The organism is Natronolimnohabitans innermongolicus JCM 12255 (assembly GCF_000337215.1).
GTDB lineage: Archaea > Halobacteriota > Halobacteria > Halobacteriales > Natrialbaceae > Natronolimnohabitans > Natronolimnohabitans innermongolicus.
Map to the genome: position 1 here is coordinate 45,596 of NZ_AOHZ01000035.1, position 26,566 is coordinate 72,161.

At 55.2% G+C, this 26,566-nt stretch carries 16 protein-coding genes; 11 read left to right on the forward strand and 5 right to left on the reverse strand.

Features of this window, described 5'->3' with window-relative positions:
* Nucleotides 1-157 precede the first annotated feature (157 nt).
* Entirely contained in the window at nt 158-1,285 is a 1,128-nt protein-coding gene (locus tag C493_RS06980; RefSeq protein ID WP_007258720.1) for a hypothetical protein, read from the forward strand.
* Here the strand turns inward: C493_RS06980 and C493_RS06985 are convergent.
* From C493_RS06985 to C493_RS06995, 3 genes are read right to left on the reverse strand one after another with little or no spacing between them, the layout of a single operon-like run.
* On the reverse strand, nt 1,282-4,719 hold the full coding sequence (locus tag C493_RS06985; protein ID WP_007258721.1) for an ATP-dependent helicase: 3,438 nt from the start codon (nt 4,717-4,719) through the stop codon (nt 1,282-1,284). The two genes, C493_RS06980 and C493_RS06985, sit on opposite strands and share 4 nt — an antisense overlap.
* Entirely contained in the window at nt 4,716-5,669 is a 954-nt protein-coding gene (locus C493_RS06990; protein WP_083912383.1) for a RecB family exonuclease, read from the reverse strand. The genes C493_RS06985 and C493_RS06990 overlap by 4 nt, the downstream gene beginning before the upstream one ends.
* Complete coding sequence (locus C493_RS06995) at nt 5,617-7,680, reverse strand: DNA helicase UvrD (protein WP_086009955.1); 2,064 nt, start codon at nt 7,678-7,680, stop codon at nt 5,617-5,619. Before C493_RS06995 ends, C493_RS06990 begins: the two co-directional genes overlap by 53 nt.
* A 242-nt stretch (nt 7,681-7,922) precedes the next feature.
* Here C493_RS06995 and C493_RS07000 point away from each other — a divergent pair, with 242 nt between their 5' ends.
* Entirely contained in the window at nt 7,923-9,629 is a 1,707-nt protein-coding gene (locus C493_RS07000) for a DUF4143 domain-containing protein (protein WP_049889199.1), read from the forward strand.
* A gap of 55 nt (nt 9,630-9,684) precedes the next feature.
* Here the strand turns inward: C493_RS07000 and C493_RS22130 are convergent, their stop codons facing one another.
* Entirely contained in the window at nt 9,685-10,056 is a 372-nt protein-coding gene (locus C493_RS22130; protein WP_083912384.1) for a hypothetical protein, read from the reverse strand.
* Between the two features lie 334 nt (nt 10,057-10,390).
* On the opposite strand from C493_RS22130, the gene C493_RS23780 reads away from it, so the two are divergent.
* The 8 genes from C493_RS23780 to C493_RS07045 all read left to right on the forward strand — a co-directional run bounded on the left by C493_RS23780 (nt 10,391) and on the right by C493_RS07045 (nt 23,487).
* A complete protein-coding gene (locus C493_RS23780) occupies nt 10,391-10,801 on the forward strand; it encodes a hypothetical protein (RefSeq protein WP_049889201.1) in 411 nt (136 codons plus the stop codon).
* A 62-nt stretch (nt 10,802-10,863) separates the two neighbouring features.
* Complete coding sequence (locus tag C493_RS07015) at nt 10,864-12,540, forward strand: hypothetical protein (protein ID WP_007258727.1); 1,677 nt, start codon at nt 10,864-10,866, stop codon at nt 12,538-12,540.
* Nucleotides 12,537-13,373, forward strand: a complete 837-nt coding sequence (locus C493_RS07020; RefSeq protein ID WP_241430883.1) for a hypothetical protein — start codon at nt 12,537-12,539, stop codon at nt 13,371-13,373. The genes C493_RS07015 and C493_RS07020 overlap by 4 nt, the downstream gene beginning before the upstream one ends.
* Nucleotides 13,373-14,515, forward strand: a complete 1,143-nt coding sequence (locus C493_RS07025; RefSeq protein WP_007258729.1) for a hypothetical protein — start codon at nt 13,373-13,375, stop codon at nt 14,513-14,515. The genes C493_RS07020 and C493_RS07025 overlap by 1 nt, the downstream gene beginning before the upstream one ends.
* Nucleotides 14,516-15,616 carry a hypothetical protein gene (locus C493_RS07030; RefSeq protein ID WP_007258730.1) on the forward strand — a complete coding sequence of 367 codons (1,101 nt, stop codon included), beginning with the start codon at nt 14,516-14,518 and terminating at the stop codon, nt 15,614-15,616.
* Entirely contained in the window at nt 15,613-17,751 is a 2,139-nt protein-coding gene (locus C493_RS07035) for a VirB4 family type IV secretion system protein (protein WP_049889202.1), read from the forward strand. The genes C493_RS07030 and C493_RS07035 overlap by 4 nt, the downstream gene beginning before the upstream one ends.
* Complete coding sequence (locus tag C493_RS07040; RefSeq protein WP_049889208.1) at nt 17,744-21,838, forward strand: ATP-binding protein; 4,095 nt, start codon at nt 17,744-17,746, stop codon at nt 21,836-21,838. Before C493_RS07035 ends, C493_RS07040 begins: the two co-directional genes overlap by 8 nt.
* A 419-nt stretch (nt 21,839-22,257) precedes the next feature.
* Nucleotides 22,258-23,487 carry a phage NrS-1 polymerase family protein gene (locus tag C493_RS07045; protein WP_007258733.1) on the forward strand — a complete coding sequence of 410 codons (1,230 nt, stop codon included), beginning with the start codon at nt 22,258-22,260 and terminating at the stop codon, nt 23,485-23,487.
* Between the two features lie 294 nt (nt 23,488-23,781).
* Here C493_RS07045 and C493_RS07050 read toward each other — a convergent pair whose 3' ends face one another.
* Nucleotides 23,782-24,291 carry a hypothetical protein gene (locus tag C493_RS07050; protein ID WP_007258734.1) on the reverse strand — a complete coding sequence of 170 codons (510 nt, stop codon included), beginning with the start codon at nt 24,289-24,291 and terminating at the stop codon, nt 23,782-23,784.
* A gap of 1,232 nt (nt 24,292-25,523) precedes the next feature.
* Here C493_RS07050 and C493_RS07055 point away from each other — a divergent pair.
* Entirely contained in the window at nt 25,524-26,372 is an 849-nt protein-coding gene (locus tag C493_RS07055) for a hypothetical protein (RefSeq protein WP_007258735.1), read from the forward strand.
* Nucleotides 26,373-26,566: the final 194 nt, after the last annotated feature.

Genomic DNA, 26,566 nt, shown 5'->3' on the forward strand with positions numbered 1-26,566 from the left:
TCGAATGAATGCCGATTTGTGTGGTCATATCTATCTTCTTTGAGGCCACCAATGCTCTGTCATGAAATAAACTTTCCGACTAGGGACATTAGGAAAACAGTATTGTGAAGATAAGGGCACCAAAAAGTAGTTATATATCTAGTCCGCTTGAGCTACTATGGCGCCAGACACCTTGACCGCGAATAATCTCGTTGCAGCGGAGCGAGATGGCGAGTACGGTCTTACAGTTCAATTACGGGTAGACAAGGTCGAACGAACCCCAGACCACGACTGGTGGGCGCAGCTTGTACACTGTTCAGATGTGCTGGGGACGCACGTGAAGCTCACAGTTTTCGACGATGATGACTGCGATCTCGTTGACTACTCCTTTGAAGAAGGAACCTGGTATGAATTCGACGACGTCAACCCTGATGTGTACCAGGGAACCATCGGTATCAAAGCAAAGTGGGATCGGCAGGTCCGCCAGCTCTCTGGTCGCCCAGAGATGTCGCCTTCGGACACGACTGGCATTGTTCGTCGACTTGGTGCAGTCGATGCTATTGCAGCACTCGACATCGAGACGATAACGACTGTTTCCGAGCGAGAACTCGAACCACCGAATCCAGACCATCAAGAACTACTCTGTACCGGCGTTGGATACCGAGGTAGTCCGAGCGAGGAGATTGAGGCTGAGATCCTCTTCCGTGAAGACGAGACGGCTTCTGCGGAACTCGATGCTATTGAGGCGGTTGTGAACTGGCTCGATGCGAGGGATGTCGATGTTCTCATCACCTTCGGGGGCGCCTGGTTCGACCTCCCAGTCTTGGTGGGTCGTGCGGAACGGGCAGCTGCGGAAATCGGTGAGCCTGGACGAGCAGAGAATGTACGTACAGCACTCGAGTCCTACTACCATGCCGACCTCTCGTCGGCAAAGAATCGGGTGCTGGGGGAAGGTTCACTTGAGGATATGGCTGAACATGTTGGATCGCCCGCACCGAAGACGCTCTGGACGGATTACGAAATTGGCCTTGAACCGCAGACGTGGCGCGAGAGTCAGTGGGAGATCATGCGAGAGGAAGACCGCGATCCCCCGTCTGACGATCTTGGGGATCCCACCGTATTCAATAGCGACGTTCCATACTTCGGTGAGGCGTGGCTAACGGCTAGCGCAGCAGGAGAGGACAACCGAGCCTTGAACCTGTACGCGTGTCTCGAAACCTATACGCTCGCAGACATCCATCCCTTGTTCGCTATAGCTGACGATGAGCGGTCGACCGGTCAACCGTCGTTCCCGATGACCTACTAGCGGCCTCCGTCTTCTTGACGCCACTCTTCCCCGCAGGGAAGGGAACTGTGCTGGCACCACCGACAGTGCTCCCCAGTCTCGTACCCGCTGAACGATGTCTCCTTGATTCGATCCATCGTCGTCGACACCGCTGCTCGTACTGAATCTAGTTCACCCTCATCGAACGAACGGGCCTCGACTTTTGGACCGATATCGCCGACATAGGCGTATCCCGCGCGGGTAATCGGTTCCTCGTAGAGGTCACGACAGGCGAGCAGGTACAGTGGCAGCTGCTTGTTCTCGTCAATGTCTCGGTGACGCTCGGTGGCTTTGTAGTCGATGACGACCAACTCACCGTCCGGGGTCCGATAGACGGCGTCGATAAACCCGACAAGTTCGTGGCCATCCACTTCTAGCTGGAACTCTCGTTCAGCATCGACGATTTCCCAGCCGCTTAGATCGAGGTCGAAATACTGGTCGATGCATTCCTTCGCGACCGGTAATTCATCCGTGGCACGCCGTTGTCCGGCCAGCCGCTCACAAATAGCGTACCATTCTGCTCGCTCTGCTGCCTGTTCCTTCGCAGCGATCTCTGCGGTATCGTGAAACAGAAGCCCGACTATCCGCTGTGAGATACCGTCTCCGCCATAGCCGTTCTCGCGGTAGTCGGAGAACCCGTTGACGACGTAGTCCAGGAAGTGCTGTCGGGGGCACTCCTCGTAGGCCTCAAGTGAGGTGTAACTGTGCTGGAGTGCCGGGTTTGGGGTCATTGGCCCAGTCAGGGCGTCAATTGAAAATCGTCGGTTCTCAGGTTCTCTCTCTATTGAGCCTTCTATGAGCTTGTTTCCGAATGTGATCACCCGGTCTCGTCCGTCTGATGCTGAGAGCTTCTCAGAGCCGTACGTCACTTGTCCAGAGACATCCCCAACTACCGTGCTCGCGAGAGAGGCTGTCCAATCAGCATGGTTCGATGGAAGGCACTCCTGTAAATCGCGCCAGATTGGGAGGTGACCGTTACTTGGCCGCCAGGGAACGGATTCTGGAAGGATGCTCTCGACAGCATCGTGTACGGGCCTTTCGTCGTCTGTGTCGTCTTCCTCTCTGCTTCCGTGGAGTACGAGTATCTCTTCGGCACGAGTGATCCCCACGTGAAGTATTCTGCGGGCCTCGTTGGCATCTTGAGCGACGAGATCTTTGTCGAACACTGATTCTGGACCTTCAGACAGTGCTGACTCGAATGTATCGTAGGTTCGTGACCCTGGTTCCCACTCGTCAGCGATCAACCGGGGCATCAGAACCACGGGAAAGTCGAGTCCCTTACTCTTGTGAATGGTCATGACGTTGACCGCGTCGTCGGCCAGTTCTGGCTGACTTGTCGGTGCCGACCCGCTCTCCTCGAGGAGCGAGTCATAATGCTGCAGCGAATCGATGAATTGCGGCGTGAGTGGGGGCTGTACAGCGTCGTTTCCATACTGGTCGATAATCTCGTCCAGCTGCGCCAGGTCACGACGCTCTTGCTCGCTGAGGTACCAGTCGATGTTGGTCAGGCGTTTGAGTTCCCGGTAAAGGTGGCTGAGGGAGGCTGTTTCACGTAGTTTGAGAAGGCGAGAAATGTGTTCTCGTACTTCCTGAATACGGTTGGGCTCATCGAATACTTCGAGGGGTTGGTTGCATATCCCAGCATATGCACCGTCATCGTGGCTATTGACACGACGCAGATCAGCATCGGTGAGACGGTAACGCATCGTCAGTACCCGGTTCCAGCTTACGTCGTCTTCTTCGGGACGTGCCAGCGCCTTTAGATAGGCGACGACGGTGCCGACCCCGATTGATTCGGTGGAGAGGTCCCCCGCAACCTGATAGGGAATTCCTGCCTCGTCGAACCCTTCGAGAATTGGGGTTGCGTGGTCGTTATTCCGAACGAGGAGTGCGATTTCCCCCGGATCGTACGCCCGATCTAATGCTTCTGCATCACCACTCAGAAGATTTCGGGTGACAGTCACCAACTGCTCAGCTCGGTCGCCTTCGTCGTCGGCTTCCTCCACGACTGCGACCGTGTCTCCGTCGAAGTCGGGTTCGTGGACACGCGTGAGCGTTTTGGTACTCCGCCGATCCGCTAACCGCTCTAGTGCTTCATTTGCGAGGTCGAGAATGGGCTGACGTGACCGGAAGTTCTGTTCTAGCGGTTCGTCTTCGAGATCGGGCCCGAAGACGTCGTCGAGTTCGTCAGTGATGTTCGCGACGTTCGCGCCGCGCCATTCGTAGATTGCTTGGTCGTCATCGCCCACGACGAATAGGCGATCTTCTGAGACGAGGGACGTAATGAGGCCGAACTGGAGACGATCGGTGTCCTGGAACTCGTCACAGAAAACGTAGTCCCAGCGGTCGCCCAGACCCTTTCCGACGTCAGTCTGGAGCAGCTCTACTGTCTTAACCACGAGACCATCGAAGTCAAGTAGATTTCGCCGGTCGAGCTCTCGCTCGTATGCCTCATACCCTGCGTTCAAATCCAGGGCAGTTTTGCACTCGTCGAGAGCGTTTCGGAGGTAGTCTGTCAGTTCGAGCTTCAGGTCGTTTGGTATCCCGCCCGGAGCGCCACTACTGTACCCTCCAAGCAGATATTTCGGCAGCTTGTGTGCATCCTCGGGAAGCGACCGCTCACCAGCCTCATGCTCCTCAAACGCCACTTCGAGCGCGTCACAGAGGTCAACGAGTCGGTTGAGGAAGTCTTTGATACTCGCCTCTAATCCTTCATCGCGGAGGGTATCCCGTTCTGCGACGAGGTCGGCTCGTGTATCCGAAATGCCGTCGAGGACGGTCGAAACTGAACGGCCACCAAGATGGTCGCCTGCAATCTCCTCAATACGATTTGGCACAGCATCGAGTTCATAGACTTGTTCCGGTGATCCGAGATATTCCTCGATCTCTGCGGGCGAAATCCCACTTCGTTTCATCGACCCGATAAACGAGAGGAGTTTCGATGCGACGCCGCTCCCGTATGAATCTGGGCCGTAGACGTTGGGTTTGACGGCACGGTATTCGATCTCGTCGAGGACATCGAGGACGATGACGTACTTTTCAGCATCCGTTGCGATCTCGAAGTCTGGATCTAATCCCGCGTCATAGGCATAGTCCGTCAGTATCTCGTTGCAGATAGAGTGGTATGTGTACGCGTCGACGTCGTAACCTGCTGGTCCGAGTTTTGCGTTGAGTTTCTCACGCATCGAATCAGCGGCGTTGTTGGTGAAGGTCAACGCGAGAATCCGATCCGGAGAGACCCCGTGTTCATCGATGAGATTCTCGATTTTCCGGACCATCGTGAACGTCTTTCCAGTACCCGCACCCGCGAGTACTCGCATAGGATACCGCTCCGACTCGATTATCGTCCGCTGCTGTGGCTTCGGATCCTCATCGTCTTCGATGGTTGGGAGCCAGTCAGGCACGTCGTCGCTCATCGCTGCACCCCCTCCGTGAGAGATTCTACGCACATCTCTCGGAACGTGCAGTCGGGACAGGCCTCATCGTGAATGAGTGGGAATGGATCTGGGTCGTGAGAACCGCTCGTAATCCCTTCGTGTGCACGTCGCAGGAGATTCCATATCGTGTCATGATACTCTTCGTAGATGTCCGTCGTATCGCGTGGATAGCCCCGTACAGAGATTTCGTATCCGTCTGGTGTGCTTTCGAACGACGTCCGATTCAGGAGACCGTAGAAACTGAATCGAACATTCATCCCATCCTCGTAGAGGTCAGACTGTTTGACGCCCTCGATGTATGTGGCCGCCTGAAATGCGTTCCTGACTCTCTTCGGGTCATGATCCGTTCCGTTTAGGTGGTCCTCGAGGACGCTCGCAGTATACGACGTGATCACGTCATTGAGGTTCCGCTTGTAATCGATGACATGGAGACCTTCGTCAGTACGGAGGATGTTGTCGGCTCTCCCGCGCAGTCCGAGCCCGTTCTCAACGCATTCGAGCCACTTCTCCGTCGCGATCGATTGACGAGCGTGATCAATGCCGTGGCCACCATCCGGGTCAAAAAAGGTCTTGATAGCCTCTAGATTTTCAAGGCGCTGGTATTCCTGGTGGGCGCTGGACGCGTACTCATCCGGGTCGATATGCTCTCTCCATTGCTCTGGGAATGCCTCTACTGCCCGATCGTAGATGAGCTGGGCGTCATCTTCTGGACTAGTTGCTTCACAGACAACCTCGATTGTTCCGTGATAGGCACGCCCCTGATTCAGGTACAACCGTGTCTTCTCTGGGGTGTTGACCTTCTGTATGTACTCATAATCGAACTTCCGCTGGCAGTCCGCGTAGGTCGCAAGACGCGACGGCGAAAGGAAGGTAACGTCAGTCACGACGAATCCCTCCGGCAGCGAACTCGATACGTGCTTGCAGCGCATCCCGAAGCTGCTCACCACGGGTTCCGCTTTCACTGAGGAGGTGCTGAATCTCCGAAAGTTCAGTTTCGACCTCGTCGAGAGAGACCGTCACATCCTGGCTGTGAGAGCGACGGACGTCTGCAAGGGCGTTGTCGATCCGAGAGAGCAGGTATTCTTCCGCTCTTCGCTCGCTCCTGATCTCTGGTTCTGTCGCCTCTTTCACCCACGGCAACTGCCGATAAGCGTCCGTGAGAAACCGCGACGGCTGAGCACGCTCTTCCAGTGCGGTGTCTTTGTGATTGTATAGACAGAAGTACAGGCGGTCGCCAGCAGCGGTTGCTCCGATGGCGAGCCGCCGCCGCGCGTGCTCTGCATGGTATCGTCGGAACGAGCGGCTTGACGCTGTCGAGGACGTCGGGAAGGTGTTGGTGACATCTTCCGCCTCGACCTGTGTTACGCCCGGATAGTCCGGCATCTCTGAGAGGCGTTCTTGGGAGAACAACCGAGTCAGGGAAGGTGATCCAGGGTACTCTTCGTCGACGATGTCCAGCAAAAAGACTGCTCGGAAGGTTCCGTTTTTAATCGCCTGTAAGTGATCGACTCGGACACCTCCGTCAAGTTCGGTCGAACTTGTTTGGTTCTGTTGAGGGGCATACTCGTGAGCCCGTTCAAGCATCGAGGCGAACGACTTCCAGGTCGTTTCGATGAACGACGTGTCTTCTACGAACTCCGCCATAGCGAACGCCCGCCGAACGTTCCCGAATTGGGCACGAACGTTCAGTGGGGACGTCTCCTCAGCAATTCGAACCTTCATGTTTGACTCAGTTGCCCACCGTCGGAGCGGACTCGAGAGGCCCTCCATCTGCTCGATAGAGGCCAGAATCGATTCGTCTAAGACCGAGGCTTCCAGCAGCTCTATTCGAATATCGTCATCATCGGCTGCCAGATAGCGAACGACTTGTAGTAGCTCTCGAATAGCGGGGTCATCGCCGAACCCCGTGACAGTCGAGGACTCTGTCGGAACCCCTGTCTGCTGGAAGGCACGAAGCGTCTCGATTACTGCGGAACCGCTCTGTTTCAGTACGACGGCGAAATCCTCGTACTCCCAGTTCTCTCGATCTCTAAGCCGCTCGATTTCATCGGCGACTTTCTTGATCTGTTCGTCGGGGGTTTCTGTCGGAATAACGTTCACCTCCCCCGCCTCGGGATCTTCGTGAACGGTTTCATTCGCTAGGTACGCACCCGTCGCATCCGGACGAGATGGGGGCGCTGTCCTTGCAGTAGACTCTGTCCTCGAAAATGAGACGTAGTCAGTAATTGGCCCCGGCTCGATCCATGTACGCCGAACACTTGCGTTCTCTTCTGCTACACATACGAGTTCCAGCCCATTTGCTAAGGTAGCGAGATAGCGACGGTCAAGCGGTAAGAATTCCTCAAACTCGACGGTGAGGATTGCCTCGACATCCACTACGTCGTCTCGTTTCTCGGTCTCCGACAGCGCCGCATTCGCCTCAGTGATTAGCTGGCCGCGTTCCAGGTGGTCATGTTCGCTGAGCCATTTGTGGAACGCTTCCACGAGTTCTGCAACTTCGACTAGCTCTGGTGTCTTCTCAAAGGAAACATCCTGCCACGTGATAGTTTCCATGAGCTGGGCGATATCACTCAGGAAGGAGGGTTGTTCGGCTGCACGCTGGAAATGCTCGCTGTCCCACTCTTGATCTTCGAGGAACCGATGGACGAGTTCGCGACGAATCGCGTCGGAGAGGATCGCCCGGTCATCGGTCTGGTTTACGACGTCGGTCGCTTGAACGACTAAAGACGTTACTCGCGGGACTGCTGCACCGGGTGTTGTATCTTCGAGTTCGTCCCGAAACGTATCCATGCTAGTTGGCGACCCGGTGATGACGAGGATGTCCTCTGGGCCGTATTCGTTGAGCAACGACTCATACTGTTCAATTACCGTGGATATGAGATCTCCAGTGCCAAATGGAACGGTAATCAAAGTCCCCTCAAAGTACTGTACCTCAGACACGCTTGACACCCCATAGGTTCACCTGTCCTTCCTTGATAGGTTTCGAACTGCTCCAGATTCCCGTTATCTGAGCGCTTGAGTCTGAATTAGGATACACTCTGAAAGAGGATCTTGCTGGATGAATATACATCATACTGAAAGGTCTCACATTCCACCTACAAGAACGTTCGTGCTACGCTAAAACTGAAAATTGGACCATTCAGATGGTACATATTTATACTATGCCAGAGTGAAGTTCCTATATGACAGACCCATCTGATGGTTCTGATTTCATTGCAGATGCTGAATGGCACAACGAATGGTGGGATACAGATGCTGGTTCATTATCTGAGTTAGAGGAAACCGCTTCTCTAGACCCTCGATCGGATTTGCTCAAGGTTCTTCAGTCAATTGACGAGGAGCGAGAGAACGGAACCAAGAGTCTCGTATATCCAATTTATGGGCCAACCGGAATCGGGAAGACGACGCTTCTCCAACAATTCATCGCTGCAATCCTTCATTCAGACATTGTCGAATTCTCTCCAGGACACCGTGATTTAGATATCGTTGGGTCTGTTGATCCACGTCAGATCCTCTATGTTCCTCTTGAGGATTCTCTCTACCATCTCGAACCCTCGAGCAGTGCTGTGGAAAAATTAGAAAACGTTATCGACTACTTCCGTTCCCATGTGGCTCCCCGCCGAGGCCGCAAGTACATCATCCTCGACGATATCGGTGCTCTACGACTCGATGAAAATGAACAGAGTGCGCTTCTGGATCTCGTAGACGATGATACCTATCTACTGCTGACCGGTATTGTAGAATCGCAGGTCGATCTGCGTGGTATCTCGGCTTCGAGCGAGCCCAAACTCAATTATCCTCGTGCGATGTTGCCGATGAAGTTCATAGACACAATCAAGCAGGGGGCATATGATGATTCTGCGTTAATCGAGACAGACTCTGATTTTGCTCTTCGAGTGGAGTCTCATCAAACGAGGAGTATGGATGGTGAGTCGCTGATAAAGGATGTTCGTAGTAATTTGTCTGAATCGGATGACTTGGACGACGCAGTCGCTTCGTTGAATCAGCTTTACTTTGAGGTTTTCTCGGATGTTGAACGAGATGGGCTGTATGAGGCCGCTCGTGAGTACCTGCAGAAAGGGGGAATCTTCCTACGCGCTAAGGAAACCCCGGTGAAAAACGAACTTATCCGATCTCATCTCCTCTTGTATCTCTACAAGGAACTCGCAGAGTATGAATCGATTCAACGACCAGAGAACCTCCATCGCGTCGCTTCATTAGCTGCGAGCCAGGCAGGGAATGAACTCAGATATACGGACATCAGTGATCAATTAGAGGTTGACCGTCGGACTGTTGACTCGTACTTATCCGTGCTGGATGACGGACTTTCAGTTTCGGAATCCCACGACTTCTCACTTCAACGTCACCGTCGTACTCGACTTTATCTCCGGAATCCGCGCCACGTTGTACTTCTGTCTCAGCGTCAGGAGCACCACGGATTTGAAACATACGAGAAGACCCGGTCGCTCAATCACGAGTTCGAGTATAAGCTAGCTCGAACCGTCGCATTCGACCATGCAAAACGACTGGCGTGGAGGGTTGGCGGCTCAGGTGACGAGGATCCTCAGGTCGAATACTTCGAAACTGAGTCAGGGACGGTCGATTACATCCTCCACAATGAGGATGGGTTAGTTGTCCCGTTCGTTCTCTCCTACCATCCACATGCTGGAAATGCCGACGAAATCGCAGCAGAATTTGACCCATCCGTTGGGAAACATCCGATACCCGGTGGGGAAGAACTTCGCGATCTCAATTATGAAGCGCCTTATCGGTTTATCATCACCGATAGCTTGCCAAAGGAAGTGACGAAGTCTGGTTCACTTGTCGTCGAGTATGATGGTGTCAAACTCTGTTATATCCCCTACTGGTTGTTCCTTCTCATTTGTTAGCTCCTATTTTCCTGCATTGAATTGAGTAGGTTCCTCACAATCGTCTGTCGGAAGCCTATTTTGGATTTACTGGTGCAATGTACTCGTTTCTCCACGATTCGCCATCACGCCATTGCCAATAATAATAGTGATAGCCAGGTTTGGTCTCCTTGACGGTAATGTAAGCTCCACTCGTAGGCACTTTTTTGTAGTCTTTTGGATCAGTAGAGACATCACGATCTTCAAGGTTTTCGAGTTCGTCTGCATCTACTTCTTCTTCTGCTCGCTTCTGATCAAGTTCGTGATTACGCTTCTCTCGTTTCCAGGCTGCGAGGTTGTCAGCATACTCCGAAATCACATCGAGTCGCTCTGGTGATTGACTATTAAGTGGGTCGAGAATATAGTCGGGTAACTCTGGTGTGGGTGGCATTGTTGGGTCGTCATTCATAGTTACCCCACGGGAGGAAACTTTTTCAATCTGTGGGGTAACTATGGTCTCAAATACAAGAAAATTTGACTTTCATTATATCTTTTCATTTTCTTGATTGGGTGGAAATATGTACGACAAGTCAATTAATTTCTAGAATCATTTAAGAAATACAGAAGATATATGCTCCATCTCGATAGATCGCCGTTCGATAATCAATGAGCAACTTAGGGAATCGAAATCAAAAATTCTCTCGAACAGGTTGGAGTTGGCACCTCCCGTTGAACAGTAGTTTCACCACAATTCTACACAGCGAGATTGGCCAATTTGGATCTAGTAGAGGTCAGATCTCTCTATGACAGCAAGAGATCCTCCTACTGGTGAACAACAGAAACCCATTGCCCTTCGACAGCGAGTGGTACGTAGTGGTCTCGCATCGTTCCTTATTCTCTCGCTTGTCGCTGTAGACCCCGTTTTGGCTCAAGACAGCGTCGTGTGTGACGCTGAAGGCTTGCCAGACATGATCTCTGGATTCTTCCAGATTACGACTGCGCTCGGAATTATGGGATTGGTTGTGGTCTGGCAGGCTGATTCACTCGTCGAGATGTTCACGATGAACATCGAGCAGAAAAAGAGCCTCAAACAGCACAAGAGGACGGCGATGAAGTCTGCTGTTATCCTCGTGATCCTTGGACCGCTGTACACGGTTGCTGGATCGGCAATGGGGCTGCCACTTGCCGAGTGTGTTGACCTCGTTCCGTGGTAACTCACCATCGCACTCTGGATTGTCTCTGATTCACTCCGCTCGTGCATCACACTCGTCCTCACATGGTTGCGGTGCTCGCTCTCGTTGCCGTCACGCTCACGTTTGCAGGGGTGACTGCCGTGAGTGCTGACTCTCCACCACGACCAGGCACTGACGACAGTGAGTTAGACGTTAACGAGACGGCGACGCTCTGGTCGAAAGCTCCGAATGAGTGTCTCAGTGATGCCGAGTACGAGGAACGATACGATGAGCAGCGAACGGCCATGCAGGAACTCGGCAATTGCACGGATATCACGTTCAAAGAACCTCCAGATACCGCTGAACGCTGGACCGCATATGATTACGAGTCACTCGAGGGTGGAAATGCAGAGACTTCGATCTATCCTACCCATGCAGAGCTAACAGATTCTGTCCTCATCGCCGATGCACACGCGACGACGTTCTCGATCCAGCCGTCGACGAGAACACACATAGACGAAAATAGGACCGTTCACTACATTGCACCGGAAGGCGAACTCAGTGGATTCGTCGATTATCGTGTTCGTCTCGACAGCAACTCGTCAATCCAAGACCACGGAATCGACGCAGCCCGCCTCTTACACGATGGCGACGTGGTCGAGACCACAGGAGGAACACAGACTCCGACATTCGAATATGCACTCGATCGTGGTGGCCCGGCAACACTCACACTCGAGGCGGATATCAGCGCTCGAGTCGAACGCGATCGTGGCAATGAGACGGAGGTCATCACCGACCAGGTGACCGTCTCTCAGGACCTCGATGTGGAGGTTTACGATCTACGGGCGTCGATCTACCACGCATCGTATCCAAACGGCGACAGCGGTGTTGCACTCTATCAGACCCAACCGTGGCATGGATACACGCTTTCGGATGATGGTGAGGCGAACGTCCGTGGTGTGTGGCGATACTACACGGCTCGAGATACCAACTGGGACGATCTCATACACTCGAACCGGGATGGCCGAGAGACGACACAATCCGACGCTCTACCCGTATACGTCCACGCGTATCCATCCGAGCTAGGCCCACGTTCGGAACCTATCCGTGATGGTCCCGACATTCTCGAGATCTGGGGGACAGAGAGTTCGTCTCCAGAACCCTCGATTCACGAGAATGTCGATATCGACGTCGTCTCCGAGTCCTACACCCGTTCTTCCGGTCTTGCTCTCCGGTACGATGGCATCGATCGAGATGCTATCAGGGTCGACGGGATTGTTCGCGGTGTCTCAGCAGAAATCATTGAACCCGATGGAGGGTCGGAACGGGAGATACGCGAGAGTGACCTCTCTATCGAAATCATCGAATCGAATGCGACTGCAGTGACGTTGCAGATCGAGCTTCGTGATGCTGAGACGGGAGCGCCGATCATGCTCGAGAGCCCGTTCGATGACCCTCGATTCTCACTGATTGGTGCTGCTTCGCGTGAGGGCTACATTACGATCGGCGATCAGCAGGTGCGAACGAACGCAGCTGGCATCGCTGAGGTAACTGTCCACCAGCCGGGCATCTACACCGCAGAGTACCATCCAGGTTCGTGGCGCTCGCACAACCCGGCCTATATCGGAGATACAGCCACAGAAACGTGGCATCCGTTGGCCACCCCGACAGGCTGGTTCACACTGTTAGTCGATCTTATCCGGTATGCCATTCCCTTTGCTGTCGCACTGTACGCAGCGAAGCGGATCGGCTCGTTCTTGAAAATGAGAGATACGTTATGACAATTCAACAGACATCACTTGATAGGCGCACGGTTCTCGGAAGCATACTCGTCGGGATCACTACTGGACTTGCTGGTTGTTCTGCGTTGAGTCATTCTGATGACGACCCATCGACAGACTCCGGTGGAGACATTCTCCAGAGTGTCGCGGTCGAAGGACTCGAGCTCGTGGTTGAACTCGAACGGGATGCGGTTGACCAGCTGAATCTCATCGATCCCTCTGGCGAGCTGTTTGCTCACCAAACGATTGAATCGGGGGTATCCCGAACAACGCTCGAGATCGGGACGGACTATCCTATTGGCGAATACGAACTCATTGGGCTTGCAGACGAGGAGACCGTTGAGACGACGTCGATTACGCTCGAACCGGACCTCGAGTTAACAGAACTTCGGTTGGCCAGGAATCACCCTGAGGAGATGTACGAGGGTGCGAGAGACTCCAGTACGGAAGCAGAGGCGATACTCACTGTGACGAATCGGGGAACTGGGCCGACCGCAGCTACCGCGCTTCGGTTCGAAGGTGATGTCCCCTTCCCGTCACATGAGAGCTACGATGAGGCGGGTGAGAGTGGGATCCACGATCCGGAGAGCGACTTTGGAGCGGATGCAGAGTCAATAGCTCTTCCTGCAGGTGAGACAGTACTGATCTACAGCAACACACTCCCCTTTTCGCCAGCGAGCACACGGTCGAAGTGTGACTCGATCGGACGGGATGGACAGTTCACCGTCCGCCTCTCTACAAGCCATGCTATAGATCACTCCCTTGACTACGTTATCCACTATCTCGGCACCGGTCCTGATGATTGTGAGATTGAAATTGAGGGGCCATTGTAATGTCGTGGTCACTCTCGGATATCGGGATCAAGTGGTTCGAAGATGCAGTTGACAAACTCATCGAATGGTTTCAGGAGGGATTGGCAGATGGATATGATGCCGTCACGGCACAGGTTTTCGGCACGCCAACACCGGAGACGGATGGTGCATTCGTGTTTGGTCAGCCGTCGAACACACCGTGGGAAGAGATCCACGGCAATCTTGTTGCGGGGGAGATCATGCTCGTCTCCCTGCTGTTGCTCGTGATGTGTGTCCAGGGCAGACATACGATCCGGATCTTCAATATCGGCAGTGCGTACGAGACGCGAAAGGCAAAGCGCAGTGCCTGGACAGGTGCGTTCCTGATCGTAACGTGGTACTGGGTCGCTGTGTTAGCGCTCTATCTCGTCGACGGCTTCACCATTGCCCTTATTCCAGACATTTCGACAGTGACTGCCACAATGATTGAATTGCTCCGCTTAACCGTTTCAAACCCAGCGCTTGCTCTCTTCCTCACTGGAGTTGGAGCTATCGCCATGTGGATCTTGCAGGCACTGTTTTTCCTTCGCGAAATCCTGTTGTACATCTTGATCTATGCGATGCCAATCGGTATCGCATTGGCCTACGGGAATCTCCCCGTCGTCTCTCACATCGCCCGCACGGTCTGTATGAAGTTCGTACCGCTTGCGATTATGCCGATTCCAGTGGCGCTGCTGTTCAAAGGGTATGAACTCCTGTTCAGTGAGGGGACGGACTCGGCGCTTGTTCCGGATAGTTCGTTCCTGAGCTACCTCATCGCGGTTACGCTGCCACTCCTTTCGATCCTCATCGTCTGGAAGCTGTTCAAGTACGCCAGTCCGATGACGACGAAGATCATCGGAGCGACGACCAAGGGCGCAGTAACAGCTGGCGCAGCCGTTGGGGCCGGTGTTGTTGCAGGCCCTGCTGCAGCAGCCACGACTGCGGCGTGGGGACCGAAAGCGGCCGCTGGCTATACGGCTGCGTCGAAGATGCGCCAAGGCGGTGGCTCATCCCAACAGTCTGGAAACTCGAGCGGCGGCAGCGGAGGACGAACCGACCACGATAACGTTGCGACAGATGCGTACGGCCAGGAAGGCGTCCCGGCGTACCGTCGCACCGAGAACGATCCGGGGTATTACTGAATGACACGAGATCACGATGCAGCTGGCCGTCGAATCATGGATGAGCTGGGTGAAGAGAGTCGCATACCGATTCTGAACATCGAGGAGGGAGACGTCTATGTACTCCTTGGCTTCCCGATCGCTGGCCTCCTCTTTGGTGGGCTCACGGGACTCGATGGTGCGATCTTACCGTTCGTCTTACTCGGTGTCGTCCTTGGTGGGTCGATCGTCTACGCGTCACCCAACCACCTCCCGGCGTCGACGTGGCTGGGAGACGTCTACCGTCACTACTGCAAGCGGCCTCGGTTTACGTACAGCACGGAGGCCACAGCAGAGTCCACTGAAGCGAGTACCGAGGGCGGACTCGTGAGCTATACGCCGTTCAAACCGGACGAGCGAACACAGGACCTCACGAACATCAGGCGAGCGTGGCCTGGTGCCGGTGCAATCGAGCGCTCAGATGGCGCGATGGAAGCCTACCTCGAGATCGATCCCGGGAACATGGACTTCGCGATGTCCGGTGACTGGGCACAGATTCAGCAACTCGGCGAGGAGTTCGCGAATAAGGAACTCGACTTCACGCTCAAATTCCACGCCACGACGCGGTCGTTCCCAGTCGAGAAGCTGATCGAGCGAATCGATGGGCGGCTCACTGACAGCGACGTCAAGCAAAACCCGATCTTCAAAGAGTTACTCGAGGAGTATCGAGAGCAACGTCCGCGAGATCTCGAGGGGACCCAACAGGTACGGTATTTCATCGGCGTCGAAGTCGACCCCTTCGAGGTCTACGATCGGTACCAGGACGAACAATCTCCTGCAGAGAAGCTCACCTCGTTTCCGGTGGTCGGCTTCCTGTTCAATCCGTTCGTGACCCGTCGCAGCGACATGACCGACGCGGAGATCCGGGCGGCCATGTTCGAGAAACTCGAGAACCGCTGCCACGGTCTCCAGACGGAATTCATCCAGAAGGCATCAGGATGGTCCGCTCATCGGCTTACGACGGTCGAACTATTCGTCCTTTCACTGGACTTCTGGAACGGCGAGGAACACGAATACGACGATGGAGCGGATGCAATTCGTGATCATCCGACTATTGATCATCAACGGAGGGTCGATCAGTGATCGACGCACTCCCCGATCCAGGGACGCAGGCTGGGATTGCCCTCTACATAGGTGCAACGGCATTGCTCACGCTTCTCGTGAAGTGGGGATGGGACCGCTGGCGAGCTGAAGACGTCGAAGAAGTCGAACTCGCGGATCTCCTCGAGGAGGCGACCGTCGAAGACGGCCTCGAAGAGGGTCAGGTCCTCGACGACATCGCAGAACATCATCAACACGTCGTCGCACCGGCGGCGATCGAGTGGGATACGCGGACCGCTCGCGTCGGTGATCAGTGGACGTCCACACTCTACATCGCCGATTACCCGGATTACCCGAAAGACGGCTATCTGACCGAACTCTTCGAGCTCACGGACGTCGAGTTCGATCTGACGGTCCATATCACCCCGAAGAGTCAGCAGCAGGCTCGAGACGAACTCCAGCGAGTGGCCGACGACCTCCAGGCCGATGCTGACCTCGAGAGTACTGTTCGCGGGAGCTATCTTCAGGAGCGAGCCAACGAGGCGCTCTCGACGTACAAGAGCGTCGAGAACGGGAGTCGGGTGTTCGAGCAAGGCATGTTCATCACGGTGCGATCGGAGTCACGTGATGAACTTCGTGACGCCGTCCGGACGGTTCGGAGCCGGCTTCGTGAACAACCCGCTGGGCTCTCGCCGAAGACAGCAATTTGCAAACAAGACCTCGCCATCCAGGCTGCAGCCCCAATCGGTCCCAACCCGTTTGACCGGGAGGCCACAGCACTCGGTGGTGCGGTCGGTGCGTTGCTCGCGTCGCCACACAACGCCACAATCCTTGAGGACGGCGGCGTCGAGTTCGGTGTTCACTGGAAGAACCAGAGCCCGGTCGTCATCGACCCGTTCGCTCGAGAGAACGGCTATGCGATGTTCACGATCGGTGACCCAGGCTCTGGGAAATCGTTCGGCTCGAAACAGAACTTCATCCGCTCGATCGAGCAAAGCGAGGACCGAATCGGGATCATCCTCGAGCCGCTGAACAACTGGGCCGGTGTCGCCGAAGCCCTCGGTGGTGAGCGAATCACAATCGGCGGGGAGATGGGTTTGAATCCCCTCGAGATCAAGCCCACTCCCGAGCGTGTCCAACGGGCGATGGGGAAGGACGCCAGCCCGTACCGTGAAAAGCTCGATAGCGTGATGAGCTTCCTCTCGAACTACTTCGCGCTTCGAGGGATCACGCTCGGTGACCGCCGGACGACGTTGGAGACGGCGATCGAGCGTGCCTATTCACGCAACGGCATCACCGACGATATCGCGACTCATCACAACGAGAGCCCGACGATGCGGGACGTCCTCGACATCCTCGAGGAGATGGTCGAGACGCCGACGGAGTACGTCGTGCGGACAGACGAGGAAGCGACGAAGATCGGGGAAGACGCGACGTGGCTTATCGATCAGCTCCGCCCGTTCGCAGAAGACGGCCGATACGAGAACCTGGGTCGAGAGACCGAATTCGACATTCGCGACGAGAAGGTGATCTATCTCGACCTCGCCCAGCAGGAGGGTAGTCTCGGTGGAAGTACGAGTCTCGTCATGCAGTTGTTGATCTCACTGGTCTACGAGCGTGCGAAAGAGACGGACAAAGAGGTCGTCTTCGTCATCGACGAGGCTCGCTACATCATGCAGGACGCGGCGAGTCTCGAGTACCTCGAGATCGTCTTCCGTCACCACCGACATCACAACCTCTCGATCCGACTCGTCACACAGACTGTCGACGAGTTCTTCCAGCATCCAGAGTCGGAAGCGATCATCGACCAGTGTGCGATCAAGCAGTTCCACCACCTCGACGGGATGGACCGCGAGTGGGCCAACGAGTTCGGCCTCAACTCGGCACAGATGCGCTTCGTCCAGGAGGCCGTTCCCGGCAACGACCGGACGGGCTATTCAGAGGCGCTCGTCGGCGTCGACGGTGAGTGGCGAGGAATCGAAGTTCGAGCGATGGAGGACGAGACGGCTGTGATCGACTTCGATCCGAAAGCCCAGTCTCAAGCAGACCTCCCAGGACGATCCAGTGAGACATCTCGAGAGTTCTCCGAGAGTAGGGCGTTGTTCACTCCGTCACAGGTGACACAGCCGACCCAGACAGATGGCGGTGAGGCTGAAGGTGAGAACACGGATGACTAGTCGTAAGTACCTGAAGATCACGCCGTCGTCCGAGCCCATTCAGCGAACGGACGTTCCAGCTACGTTGGAGAGCCTCCACAAGCTCTCGAACCCAGCTGCGACGAGCTTTTGGAACCGAGCGGATCCACGGGTAGACACTGCACCACCGACGTTTGAGTTCCTCGTCGTCTCTGCGGGGACTGACGAGCCAGTTGAGTTCTACTACGGGGTTGACCAGGAGGCACACGTCAAGACACTCGAGAAACGCCTCACGTCGATCTGTCCACACAGTTTCACCATCACGAAGACAGAGCTCGATCTCGAGGAAGCGCTCGTATCCGAGAGAGACATTTCACAAGAAGAGCACTCCGACCTCGAGCTGGACGAACAGCAGTCTTCGGGCGACGATTCTCTGGTCGGCCCGAAGGGAGACTACGAGCATGTCGAGCCTTCTCCGCTCGGAATCGAGTGGATGGGCAAAACCGGCCGCAAAGAAGACTGGATGACAACGATCACACCCTTCGTGATCGATGAACCGGACGAAGAATACGATGCAGAGCGTCCTCCGTTATCAGCGATTGTTGATGCACTGCACGAGATGACGGTGCCGACCACGTATCAAGTCGTCTGGCAACGCAAGCCGGACTGGCGAGACGACGCTGAAATCCGTAAATCGAATCTTCGCGATGGGCGCGACACGTGGACTGAAGACCTCATCGGCTCGTGGCTCGAACCCGTCGACGCCGATCCCGAAGAGCGTGAACTGTCTCAGGAGACCCAAAACCGGATTCGCCGAATCGAGAGCAAACATCCCCGGAGGACGTTCACTGTAAATGTGCGGGCAGTCGCGATGGGAGATCCAGACGATACTGATCTTCACGCAGAAATCGAGCAACTGAAGTCGTCGTTAGATCCGCTCGAGGGGCCGTTCTACGAACTCGTTGGCCGTCGAATTCGTGAGAAGAGTATCCTGTCGAGGCGGAAAGCAAAGCGAGCACAACGGCACCTCGAGCGAGTGCTCAATACGGAGGTCGTCACTGGTGGCAGGAAAACCCGGCCTGATCTCGTGTTTAACGCCGACGAACTCGCGAATCTGGTAGTCGTTCCCGGCGGAGAGGACTTGACCGTCGACGGGTCACGTGGTGTGCGTTCAGAGCAGCGGTCGCGAAACCCACTGCCACGGCCAAACCCCGACCTGATGGAGCAGTTCCGTGAGGGGATGGCGATCGGGTACGCACTCGACGAAAACGGGACTCCAGAGGACGAACCGACGCGGATTCCACCACAGTTGCTCCCGACACACTACCTTCGAGCAGCAACCACCGGCGCTGGAAAGTCGAAAGCACTCATCAACGACATGCTCTCACTCTATGAGAGTACTGACGGGCCGATTATCCTCGTCGATCCGAAAGGCGACGGAATGACCGAAAACTACCTCCGGGCACATACTCGCCGCTACGGCGTCGACGACCTCGAGGAGAACGTCCTCCACTTTTCGGTCCCGGATATCCTCCCTGGGTTTTCGTTTTTCAATCTCACACCTGGACTCTCACACGGACAACGGCGTGTCGATGCTGTCCAACGGAAAGCCGATCACTACGAGGAGATCCTGAAGCTCGTGATGGGGCGAGACCGATACGAACGGGCAACGGCTTCCCCACTGTTGATCGAGGCACTGATCAAGACACTGTTCGACGAGGACCACGGTCGAGAAAACGGACGCCATCGTGCGTCTTCAGACTACTTCGCTCATCAGCAACTCGAGCACGCACTCGATCAGCTCTGGCAGGCTGGACCACCCAACCTGAACGAGGACGCAATCCCGAACTCGAGCGATCCGGAAGTCACCCGAACGGTACGCCGCCAGCTCCAGTCTGACGGGCGGACGTTTGCGAACGTGATGGGCGGAGTCAGTAATCGATTCGCCTACATCTCACAGGATTCACACCTCCGACGAATCTTCAACAACACCGATCCGCAGTTCGACTTCAGGGAACTCCTCGACGAGAATCAGATCGTACTGTTCGATCTTGGCGATCTCCGTGATGATGCTGCACGAATGCTGACCGGCGTTATTCTCACATCACTTGAGGATGCACTTCGGACACACGAGGACGACCTTGGCCAACGATCCGACGACTACGTTGTGAACCTCCTTATCGATGAAGCAGCGTCAGTCGTCGTTTCTGACGTCCTCAACGACTTACTCGAGAAAGGGCGCAGCTTCCGTCTGTCGGTCGGGCTCTCGATGCAGTTCCCAGAGCAGATGCAAGCAGAGGGTGGCCGACGTGTGTATCTGAACGCGCTCAACAACATCGGGAGTCCGATCCTTGGCAAGGTGAACGTCGACCGTGAGCTAGCACGGGCGATGGCACACGAGGATCTCGATCCGACGGCCTTCGCGAACCGGGTGCGGTCACTGCCTCGAGGTGAGTGGATTGCCCAGCTCCCGAGCCCTGTGTTTGGAGAGACGGGTCCGTATCCGTTCAGTATCAAACCACTCCCCATCCCACCAGGTCATCCAGAGAGTGACGACCCGCTCTCTGAGTACGAAGAGCGGCAATTCCAGCGAGCGCTTGCTCGAGTCCACGACCGGACCCGACGGGAGTTTGGTGTTCACGAGTCGGCTGCACCGACCGCGGAGGCTCCGGAACCACTCCAGGACGTTCTTGGGGCGGACAGTTCGGACCTCGATCACGCACTTGCACACATTATTCGGAATCTCCAGCTTCGAGAGGACTCCCGTGAGGACAACGGCTGGGTAGACGCAAAAACCGTCGATGTAGAGCTACGAACGGCATTTGAGGAGCAAAATGCAAATGCCGATCTCCCCTCTTTCGAGGACCTCGCTGATATCCGTCAGCGGTCTCGTCTCATCGAGGTGGGGTTGAGTCAGGCATCTCGTGACGTCGCTGTTCGGCTTACAGACGCTGGTGAATCTGTTGTAGCACTTGACACCGGTGAGAGCAGGGCAGCAGGTAGTATCCGCCATGACGAGGCGATCACACGGATCGACGCTGCACTGACGAAGATCGGCTGTACCGTCTCGGTTCCAAAACAGGATGGGAGCGAACAACCTGATGCGAAGGCGGTTCATCCTGACTGTGACTGCCCCTTCGCGGTTGAAGTGGAAACGACAACCCCTGATAACCCTGCTCAGGTACTGGCAAACCTTCGAAAAGCTCAGGACGCCGGCGAACACCCAATCTTCGTCGTCGAAGAGGCAACGCCGGAGACCTACTGGGCAGAGCGGGTCGATGGGATTCTCTCGTCCCCTGTCCGAGAGCTTTCGACCGGAGAGACACGCCTGTACACCAAAGATCGAGCACTCTCGTTCAACGGTGGCGCAACGACAGACGGTGGCGTAACGGCAGTCCGACCAGCCACCGAAGACAGCAAGCAGACCGTCTGGAAACGCCAAGACAGACGGATCATCCTCGAGAACGGTCAGGGCGACAGTCTCGTAGAGACAACATCGGTAGCAGAACTCTCGAGAGACCACGTACCTGCAGTGTACAGCTACGATCAAGCTGCTGGAGAGTACATCGTTTCCGAACAGGGGCTGCAGCATGTCTACGATTCGAAAGAGGCGTTTTCCGAGAACTGGACTCGAATCATGGAACCGTTCGTTCCCGAAGCCGAGCTTTCCTATCCCAACTATGGTCCTGATGATTATTCGATCGTCGTTCTTCGAACCGATGGTCAACCGGTCGTCTACACAGATGGAGAGACTGCCGCACTTGAGACCCTGCTTGAACACGAAGACGTGTGTTCAGCGAGCAAGAGCAGTGATGAAGAGGAATCCTCGTTCGAGCCTAGCGAGTTGCTCCTAGCAGAGATTGCTGATGATGCAGATGCAGTTATTGGACGATTCGCGAGTCTGTACCTCACTGAGGAGTCGACCAGTACGGTCGCTGCCAGCACAGTTTACGATTGCTATGAACAGTGGGCCACACAGCATGACATTGATCCAGATGGCAAGAGCTGGTTCGCTCGTCGGTTAGGAAACCACATTGAACTCAATCGAATAACGGAGCGACGTGACGGTGATCTTATCCGGTGTTACGAGGGTCTGCGACTGGATCACCAAGGGACACTCGAGGAATAGCATGAGGTCTGCTGAAACCCGTCGAGAAGCCGTTGTACAGCATTCCCCGGGAGAATTATGGCACAGAATGTGGAACCCGAACGTACGATCCGAAAAACGCCAGACGGGACGGTGTTACGGCAGATTGGAGTTTGCAGTAACACTGCTCTTTCGACGAGGCAATGCCGTACGTTCTGTAGAGGCGTTACAGCACAGGAATTCCCCCGATTCGGGGGTCCTGTTACGGCAAAAACCAAGTGAGAAAGAACGGGGGGTACCCATTGGAACTGCTGTTGGTCGACTGGGAAGGGAAGAACCTGCGCCGAATGGTGGTGCGACCTCGAGTGCGCCTTCTGTAACGCGGTCTCCTTGTGTGCGGTTTGTTGGACTGGTGAACAATGGCAGCCAGCGCACTGGAATAGAGTGTGGCTGTTGAATCTATGATTGACAAGTCAATTTTACCGACGGAGATGTGCGGTCGCGAGCAGTGGATCTGCTGGCGAGAAGAGACCCGAAATGGCGACACAACGAAGGTCCCAGTTGATCCGGAGACCGGTGACTTTGCATCGTCGACGGATGACCGTACGTGGAGTGATCTCGGGACGGCTCTCGAGTATGCATCCACTGGTAGAGCAGATGGGATCGGGTTCGTGTTTACGCGGACGGATCCACTCGTCGGCATCGACCTCGATAAGTGCCGAGATCCAGAGACGGGAAGGCCGGATCCGGAAGCAAAGGAGATCATCCAGCAACTCGAGTCCTACACGGAAGTCTCCCCATCTGGAACGGGCTATCACGTCCTCGTTCATGGTGAGCTCCCGGACGGGAGAAACCGGCGTGGAGGTATCGAGATGTACGACCAGTCTCGCTTCTTCACCGTGACTGCAGACCACGTCGACGGGACGCCGACGTCGATCAACGAACGCCAGGACGCCCTCGAGGAAGTTCACGAGGAGTTCGTCGCTGAAGACGATACCGACGACGGTATCGACGCCACTACTGGCGGTCGACGTGATGACGCGAGTCAGAGCCAGACGCTCGATCTCGAGGACGAGGTACTGCTCGAAAAAGCCCGCACAGCGGGCAACGGCGACAAGTTTGATCGGCTGTGGCGAGGAAACATCAGTGGATACGACAGCCAGTCAGAAGCCGATATGGCACTGTGCTGTCTGCTGGCGTTCTGGACCGGTGGAAATCGGATGCAGATGGATCGGCTGTTTCGACAGTCAGGGCTCATTCGAGGGAAATGGGACGACGTCCACCACGCCGATGGATCGACATACGGGGAGAAGACCCTCGAGCGCGCGATCGCGGCGACGGGTGATTTTTACGAGCCGACGGCGTCTACTGTGGAGACGTCAGTGGATACTGATTCAGATACTGCTTCGACTCTCGAGGCAGGTATTGCGGAACCGGGCTCTGTAGGGGGAGATCGAGTGTACCTCGAGGAAAAGAACGACCTTCTCGAGGCTCGTATCGACGAGCTGGAGCAGACCGTTGCAGATCAACGTGATCAAATCGAACAACTCACAGCAGAGCGCCAGCAGTTGCGATCGATCGTTGAACAGCAAGAGAGCGACCTCGAGGGTACCACTGCGTCACCTTCGAAGAAAGATGAGGGGTCGTCATCACTCCGAACACGGATGCAGCGATTGTGGCGTCGAAGCTGATCTCCGTAGGAAATGCAGCTTTTTGTACGAGTAGTCGTCGTTATCGGTGGTCCACGGCGGAGCCGAAGCGTGACGCGTCAGTCAGTGAACCAGACACCGTCGCGCAACCTCTTAACCAACATGTCGGATCATTCTCCACATCGTGTTGGTTAATTCTGTACCGCCTGAGTTCTTTCCCTTGACCTCCACCCGCTGCCCAGTCTCTCGAGTCAAATAGGAATTAGCATGGATTCTCACACTTTCCAACGTAGCAAGTCACAGATGTGATGAAATTTAAATAGAACTGATATCAGGCTACTTGCCGAACAGATCCTTACGAATCCTTCGTTTGCTCTCTGCGTCGGGGTCTAGCTGGCTCGGATTTGAGACTCTGTTTGAACGGCGGCGTTGTGGTGTGTATTCTTGATTTGAGTTCGTAGCGTTGTCTGAATCAGGGCCATTGCTATCATCATCGGTACGATCAGCTTCGTAGCGATTCCATCCATTCCCGTCTTTACCCCAGTGCTGGTCCCGGTGCCTGATTTCGGCTTTTGCGGCTTCTAATTCGGTGTTCTCTGATGTTGTCTCAGAACCGACCACCACTTTTGCTGCCAGCTCAGCGTCCCCTGTCCAGAACATCATCATCCCCTCAAGGCTTGCTCGTGCATCTTTGCCATCTATATCGTCAGTAAGTGCCCGCCTGAATTTCGCTGGGTTCGCTTTCTGACTGAACCGATCGCAGATCATTTCAATCTCGTCCTGAGTCAGGCCGTTATCTTGCTGTGATAGTACCTTCTCGATCGACTGGATGACGTTATCACTCATTGTATGATTTTACTCGATTGTCGCAGCGGTCGCTTGCAGTTCGGTACGACTCTGGCTGTTAGAATGCCGACGACACAGCAGGAAGCGTCGAATCTCCCTTAACAATCCCTCTAGATGCTACTAGCTACTAGTCATTCTAACAACTATGCTTAAATACGATTTTTGTGAGAGTATGTCTTGGGCCGAGCGAAGCGAGGCGCAAGATTTACCTCACAAAAATCGATGCGGTGTGGTAAGGAAGGGAGAGACTCTAGAGAGGGATGGTTATTAATCTACTGATCTAGATAAGAGGGATTGTTAAGGGAGATGAATATCCGATCCTTCGAGCCTTATTCGTCTGCTGCCGCGATCAGCATCCGTACAATAGCCGGCGGAAGATCGGGACCGTATGGTAATCGCCCGTTCTTATCGTCCCAAGCCCAAAACCGTTCGTAGCCCTTCTCCAGTTTGATCAAGGCTTTGTAGAACTGGCGATCATTGGTCTGTTCAACTACGCCTACGTGTTCAACAGCTTCTGAAGATAGATCTACCCAACTAGGTGCTTCTGTTCGGAATTCAAACCGATCCAATTGCTTTGTCTGACATTGCAAGCCACTACTCACGCACTATTGGTATTTAAATAACTGAGTTGGGTGTTGACGAACCGCAGCACCTGGAGGCAAGTCGTATTCAGCACTGAGATGCTCGTTGGCTGTGCCTTCTGTGACGCTTCACCGGCAGATTGTTGAATCATTTTACGGCTCAAATCGGCAGCTAGGCTCTGAAAGCCCCTGACGCGCCCTAGTCCCGCGACTCGCTGCGCGCCTCACCACGTTCGGTGCTTGCGTCGTCGGGGTTCCCCGGCCGCGTCAGCCCCTTTCGATCCCACCCACGTGGACTAATCAGTTGGCTGTCGAAGGTGTCTGTCCCCTCCTCAAAGACGGCACGTCTCGCTCGTCGCTTCTGATCTCCACTCACTCTCGCTCTTCGGATGCCAGTATTAAGCGCGCTTTCGGTCATCGCTCGCGCTCAGACGCGAAAACGGCTTAAAACTGGCCGCTCGCTCCGATTGAAGCGCCGCGCGTTACTGGTTGTATCTGTCATCGGCGCGTCTCGCTCGCGCCCTGACGGGCGCTTGCGAAGGCGCGAGCGAGACGCGTGTGATGGATGAGTTGGACAGCGAGAGAGCCAGGGCTGGAGAGTCGTGGTGTCGGAAAGACGCCGAGTGAGCGCCTTTGGAAGTTAGAATTCCAATGTCTAGTAAGAAGTCAGCTAGTAAGGTCGTTTCGGTCGATGAACAGGCGTACGAGCAGGAAGCGGATCGAGCGGAGCACGAAGACGTCGTCGACGAGACTCCGGAGTTCCGTGCCACGGTGGAGATGGAGATTCAGGCGAAGGTCGATGCAAACCACCCAGACGGGATCGTCGACACGAGCGAGGATCGGATCTACGGCGTGACCTTGGCCCAGGAAGAGCGCATTCGGGCCAGAGAGGAAGAACTCGAGCGAATCAGTGCACAGGCAGCGTTCGGTCGACAGGAAGGACGAGCGGAGCGAACGAGAGCAGTGGTTGAACAGGCACGCCGGGAGCAGCGGCCGGTCAAGAAAGTCGATCCTCGAGAGAAACTCGGACGAGCGACGTTGGGTCAGGTCAATCGGCAGGCACAGCGGTTGTCAGAAGACGTCAACAGTGGGTACACGCGAGCGGTCATCGCGAAGCGGATCGCCAGCCGGGTTCTCGAGGGCGCGGATATGTTCGAGGCGGTGATGGATACGAAAGAAGAGATGCACCACGAAGCAGGGACGATCGTGCCGATCGGAAGGCTCGAGGAGATCAGGAGAGGCGAGGTCACTGTGGAAGGTCGTGTGCTTGAACTGTGGGAGCCCTCAAGTTCAGCAATTCAACAGGTTGGGCTGCTTGAGGACGAGACTGGTCGAACGAAGTTCACAATCTGGACGAAAAGCAATCAGACGATGGTTCGTGAGGGTGAGCGAGTCCGATTCAGGGCGGCGGCGAAGAACTGGTATAATGGGCGGTGCTCAATCGCGCTGACTCACTGGTCGGAAATTGTCTTCCCAGAGCGCGGTCGGTGGTGGGAGTAGTCGAACAAGTTCTCTTTTTTGCTGGTGCCCGATCACCCACTACCCACCACCCCACCCACTTCCACGTTCCGGGCAGCTCACGACCTACGGCCGTTTAGCTGCCGGGCTTTCGCAAATATGTCCAAAATAACACCGGCTGGGTCTGTTGAAACCCCCAGAAGATGATAAGTGCTGACTGGTGAATATAGAGGACG

Bases quoted from the DNA above. Each gene is read 5' to 3' on its own strand.
- C493_RS06980 (WP_007258720.1), top strand. From the start codon at position 158: ATGGCGCCAGACACCTTGACCGCGAATAATCTCGTTGCAGCGGAGCGA.
- C493_RS06985 (WP_007258721.1), bottom strand. From the start codon at position 4,719: ATGAGCGACGACGTGCCTGACTGGCTCCCAACCATCGAAGACGATGAG.
- C493_RS06990 (WP_083912383.1), bottom strand. From the start codon at position 5,669: ATGCGCTGCAAGCACGTATCGAGTTCGCTGCCGGAGGGATTCGTCGTG.
- C493_RS07000 (WP_049889199.1), top strand. From the start codon at position 7,923: ATGACAGACCCATCTGATGGTTCTGATTTCATTGCAGATGCTGAATGG.
- C493_RS22130 (WP_083912384.1), bottom strand. From the start codon at position 10,056: ATGAATGACGACCCAACAATGCCACCCACACCAGAGTTACCCGACTAT.
- C493_RS23780 (WP_049889201.1), top strand. From the start codon at position 10,391: ATGACAGCAAGAGATCCTCCTACTGGTGAACAACAGAAACCCATTGCC.
- C493_RS07015 (WP_007258727.1), top strand. From the start codon at position 10,864: ATGGTTGCGGTGCTCGCTCTCGTTGCCGTCACGCTCACGTTTGCAGGG.
- C493_RS07020 (WP_241430883.1), top strand. From the start codon at position 12,537: ATGACAATTCAACAGACATCACTTGATAGGCGCACGGTTCTCGGAAGC.
- C493_RS07025 (WP_007258729.1), top strand. From the start codon at position 13,373: ATGTCGTGGTCACTCTCGGATATCGGGATCAAGTGGTTCGAAGATGCA.
- C493_RS07030 (WP_007258730.1), top strand. From the start codon at position 14,516: ATGACACGAGATCACGATGCAGCTGGCCGTCGAATCATGGATGAGCTG.
- C493_RS07040 (WP_049889208.1), top strand. From the start codon at position 17,744: ATGACTAGTCGTAAGTACCTGAAGATCACGCCGTCGTCCGAGCCCATT.
- C493_RS07045 (WP_007258733.1), top strand. From the start codon at position 22,258: ATGATTGACAAGTCAATTTTACCGACGGAGATGTGCGGTCGCGAGCAG.
- C493_RS07050 (WP_007258734.1), bottom strand. From the start codon at position 24,291: ATGAGTGATAACGTCATCCAGTCGATCGAGAAGGTACTATCACAGCAA.
- C493_RS07055 (WP_007258735.1), top strand. From the start codon at position 25,524: ATGTCTAGTAAGAAGTCAGCTAGTAAGGTCGTTTCGGTCGATGAACAG.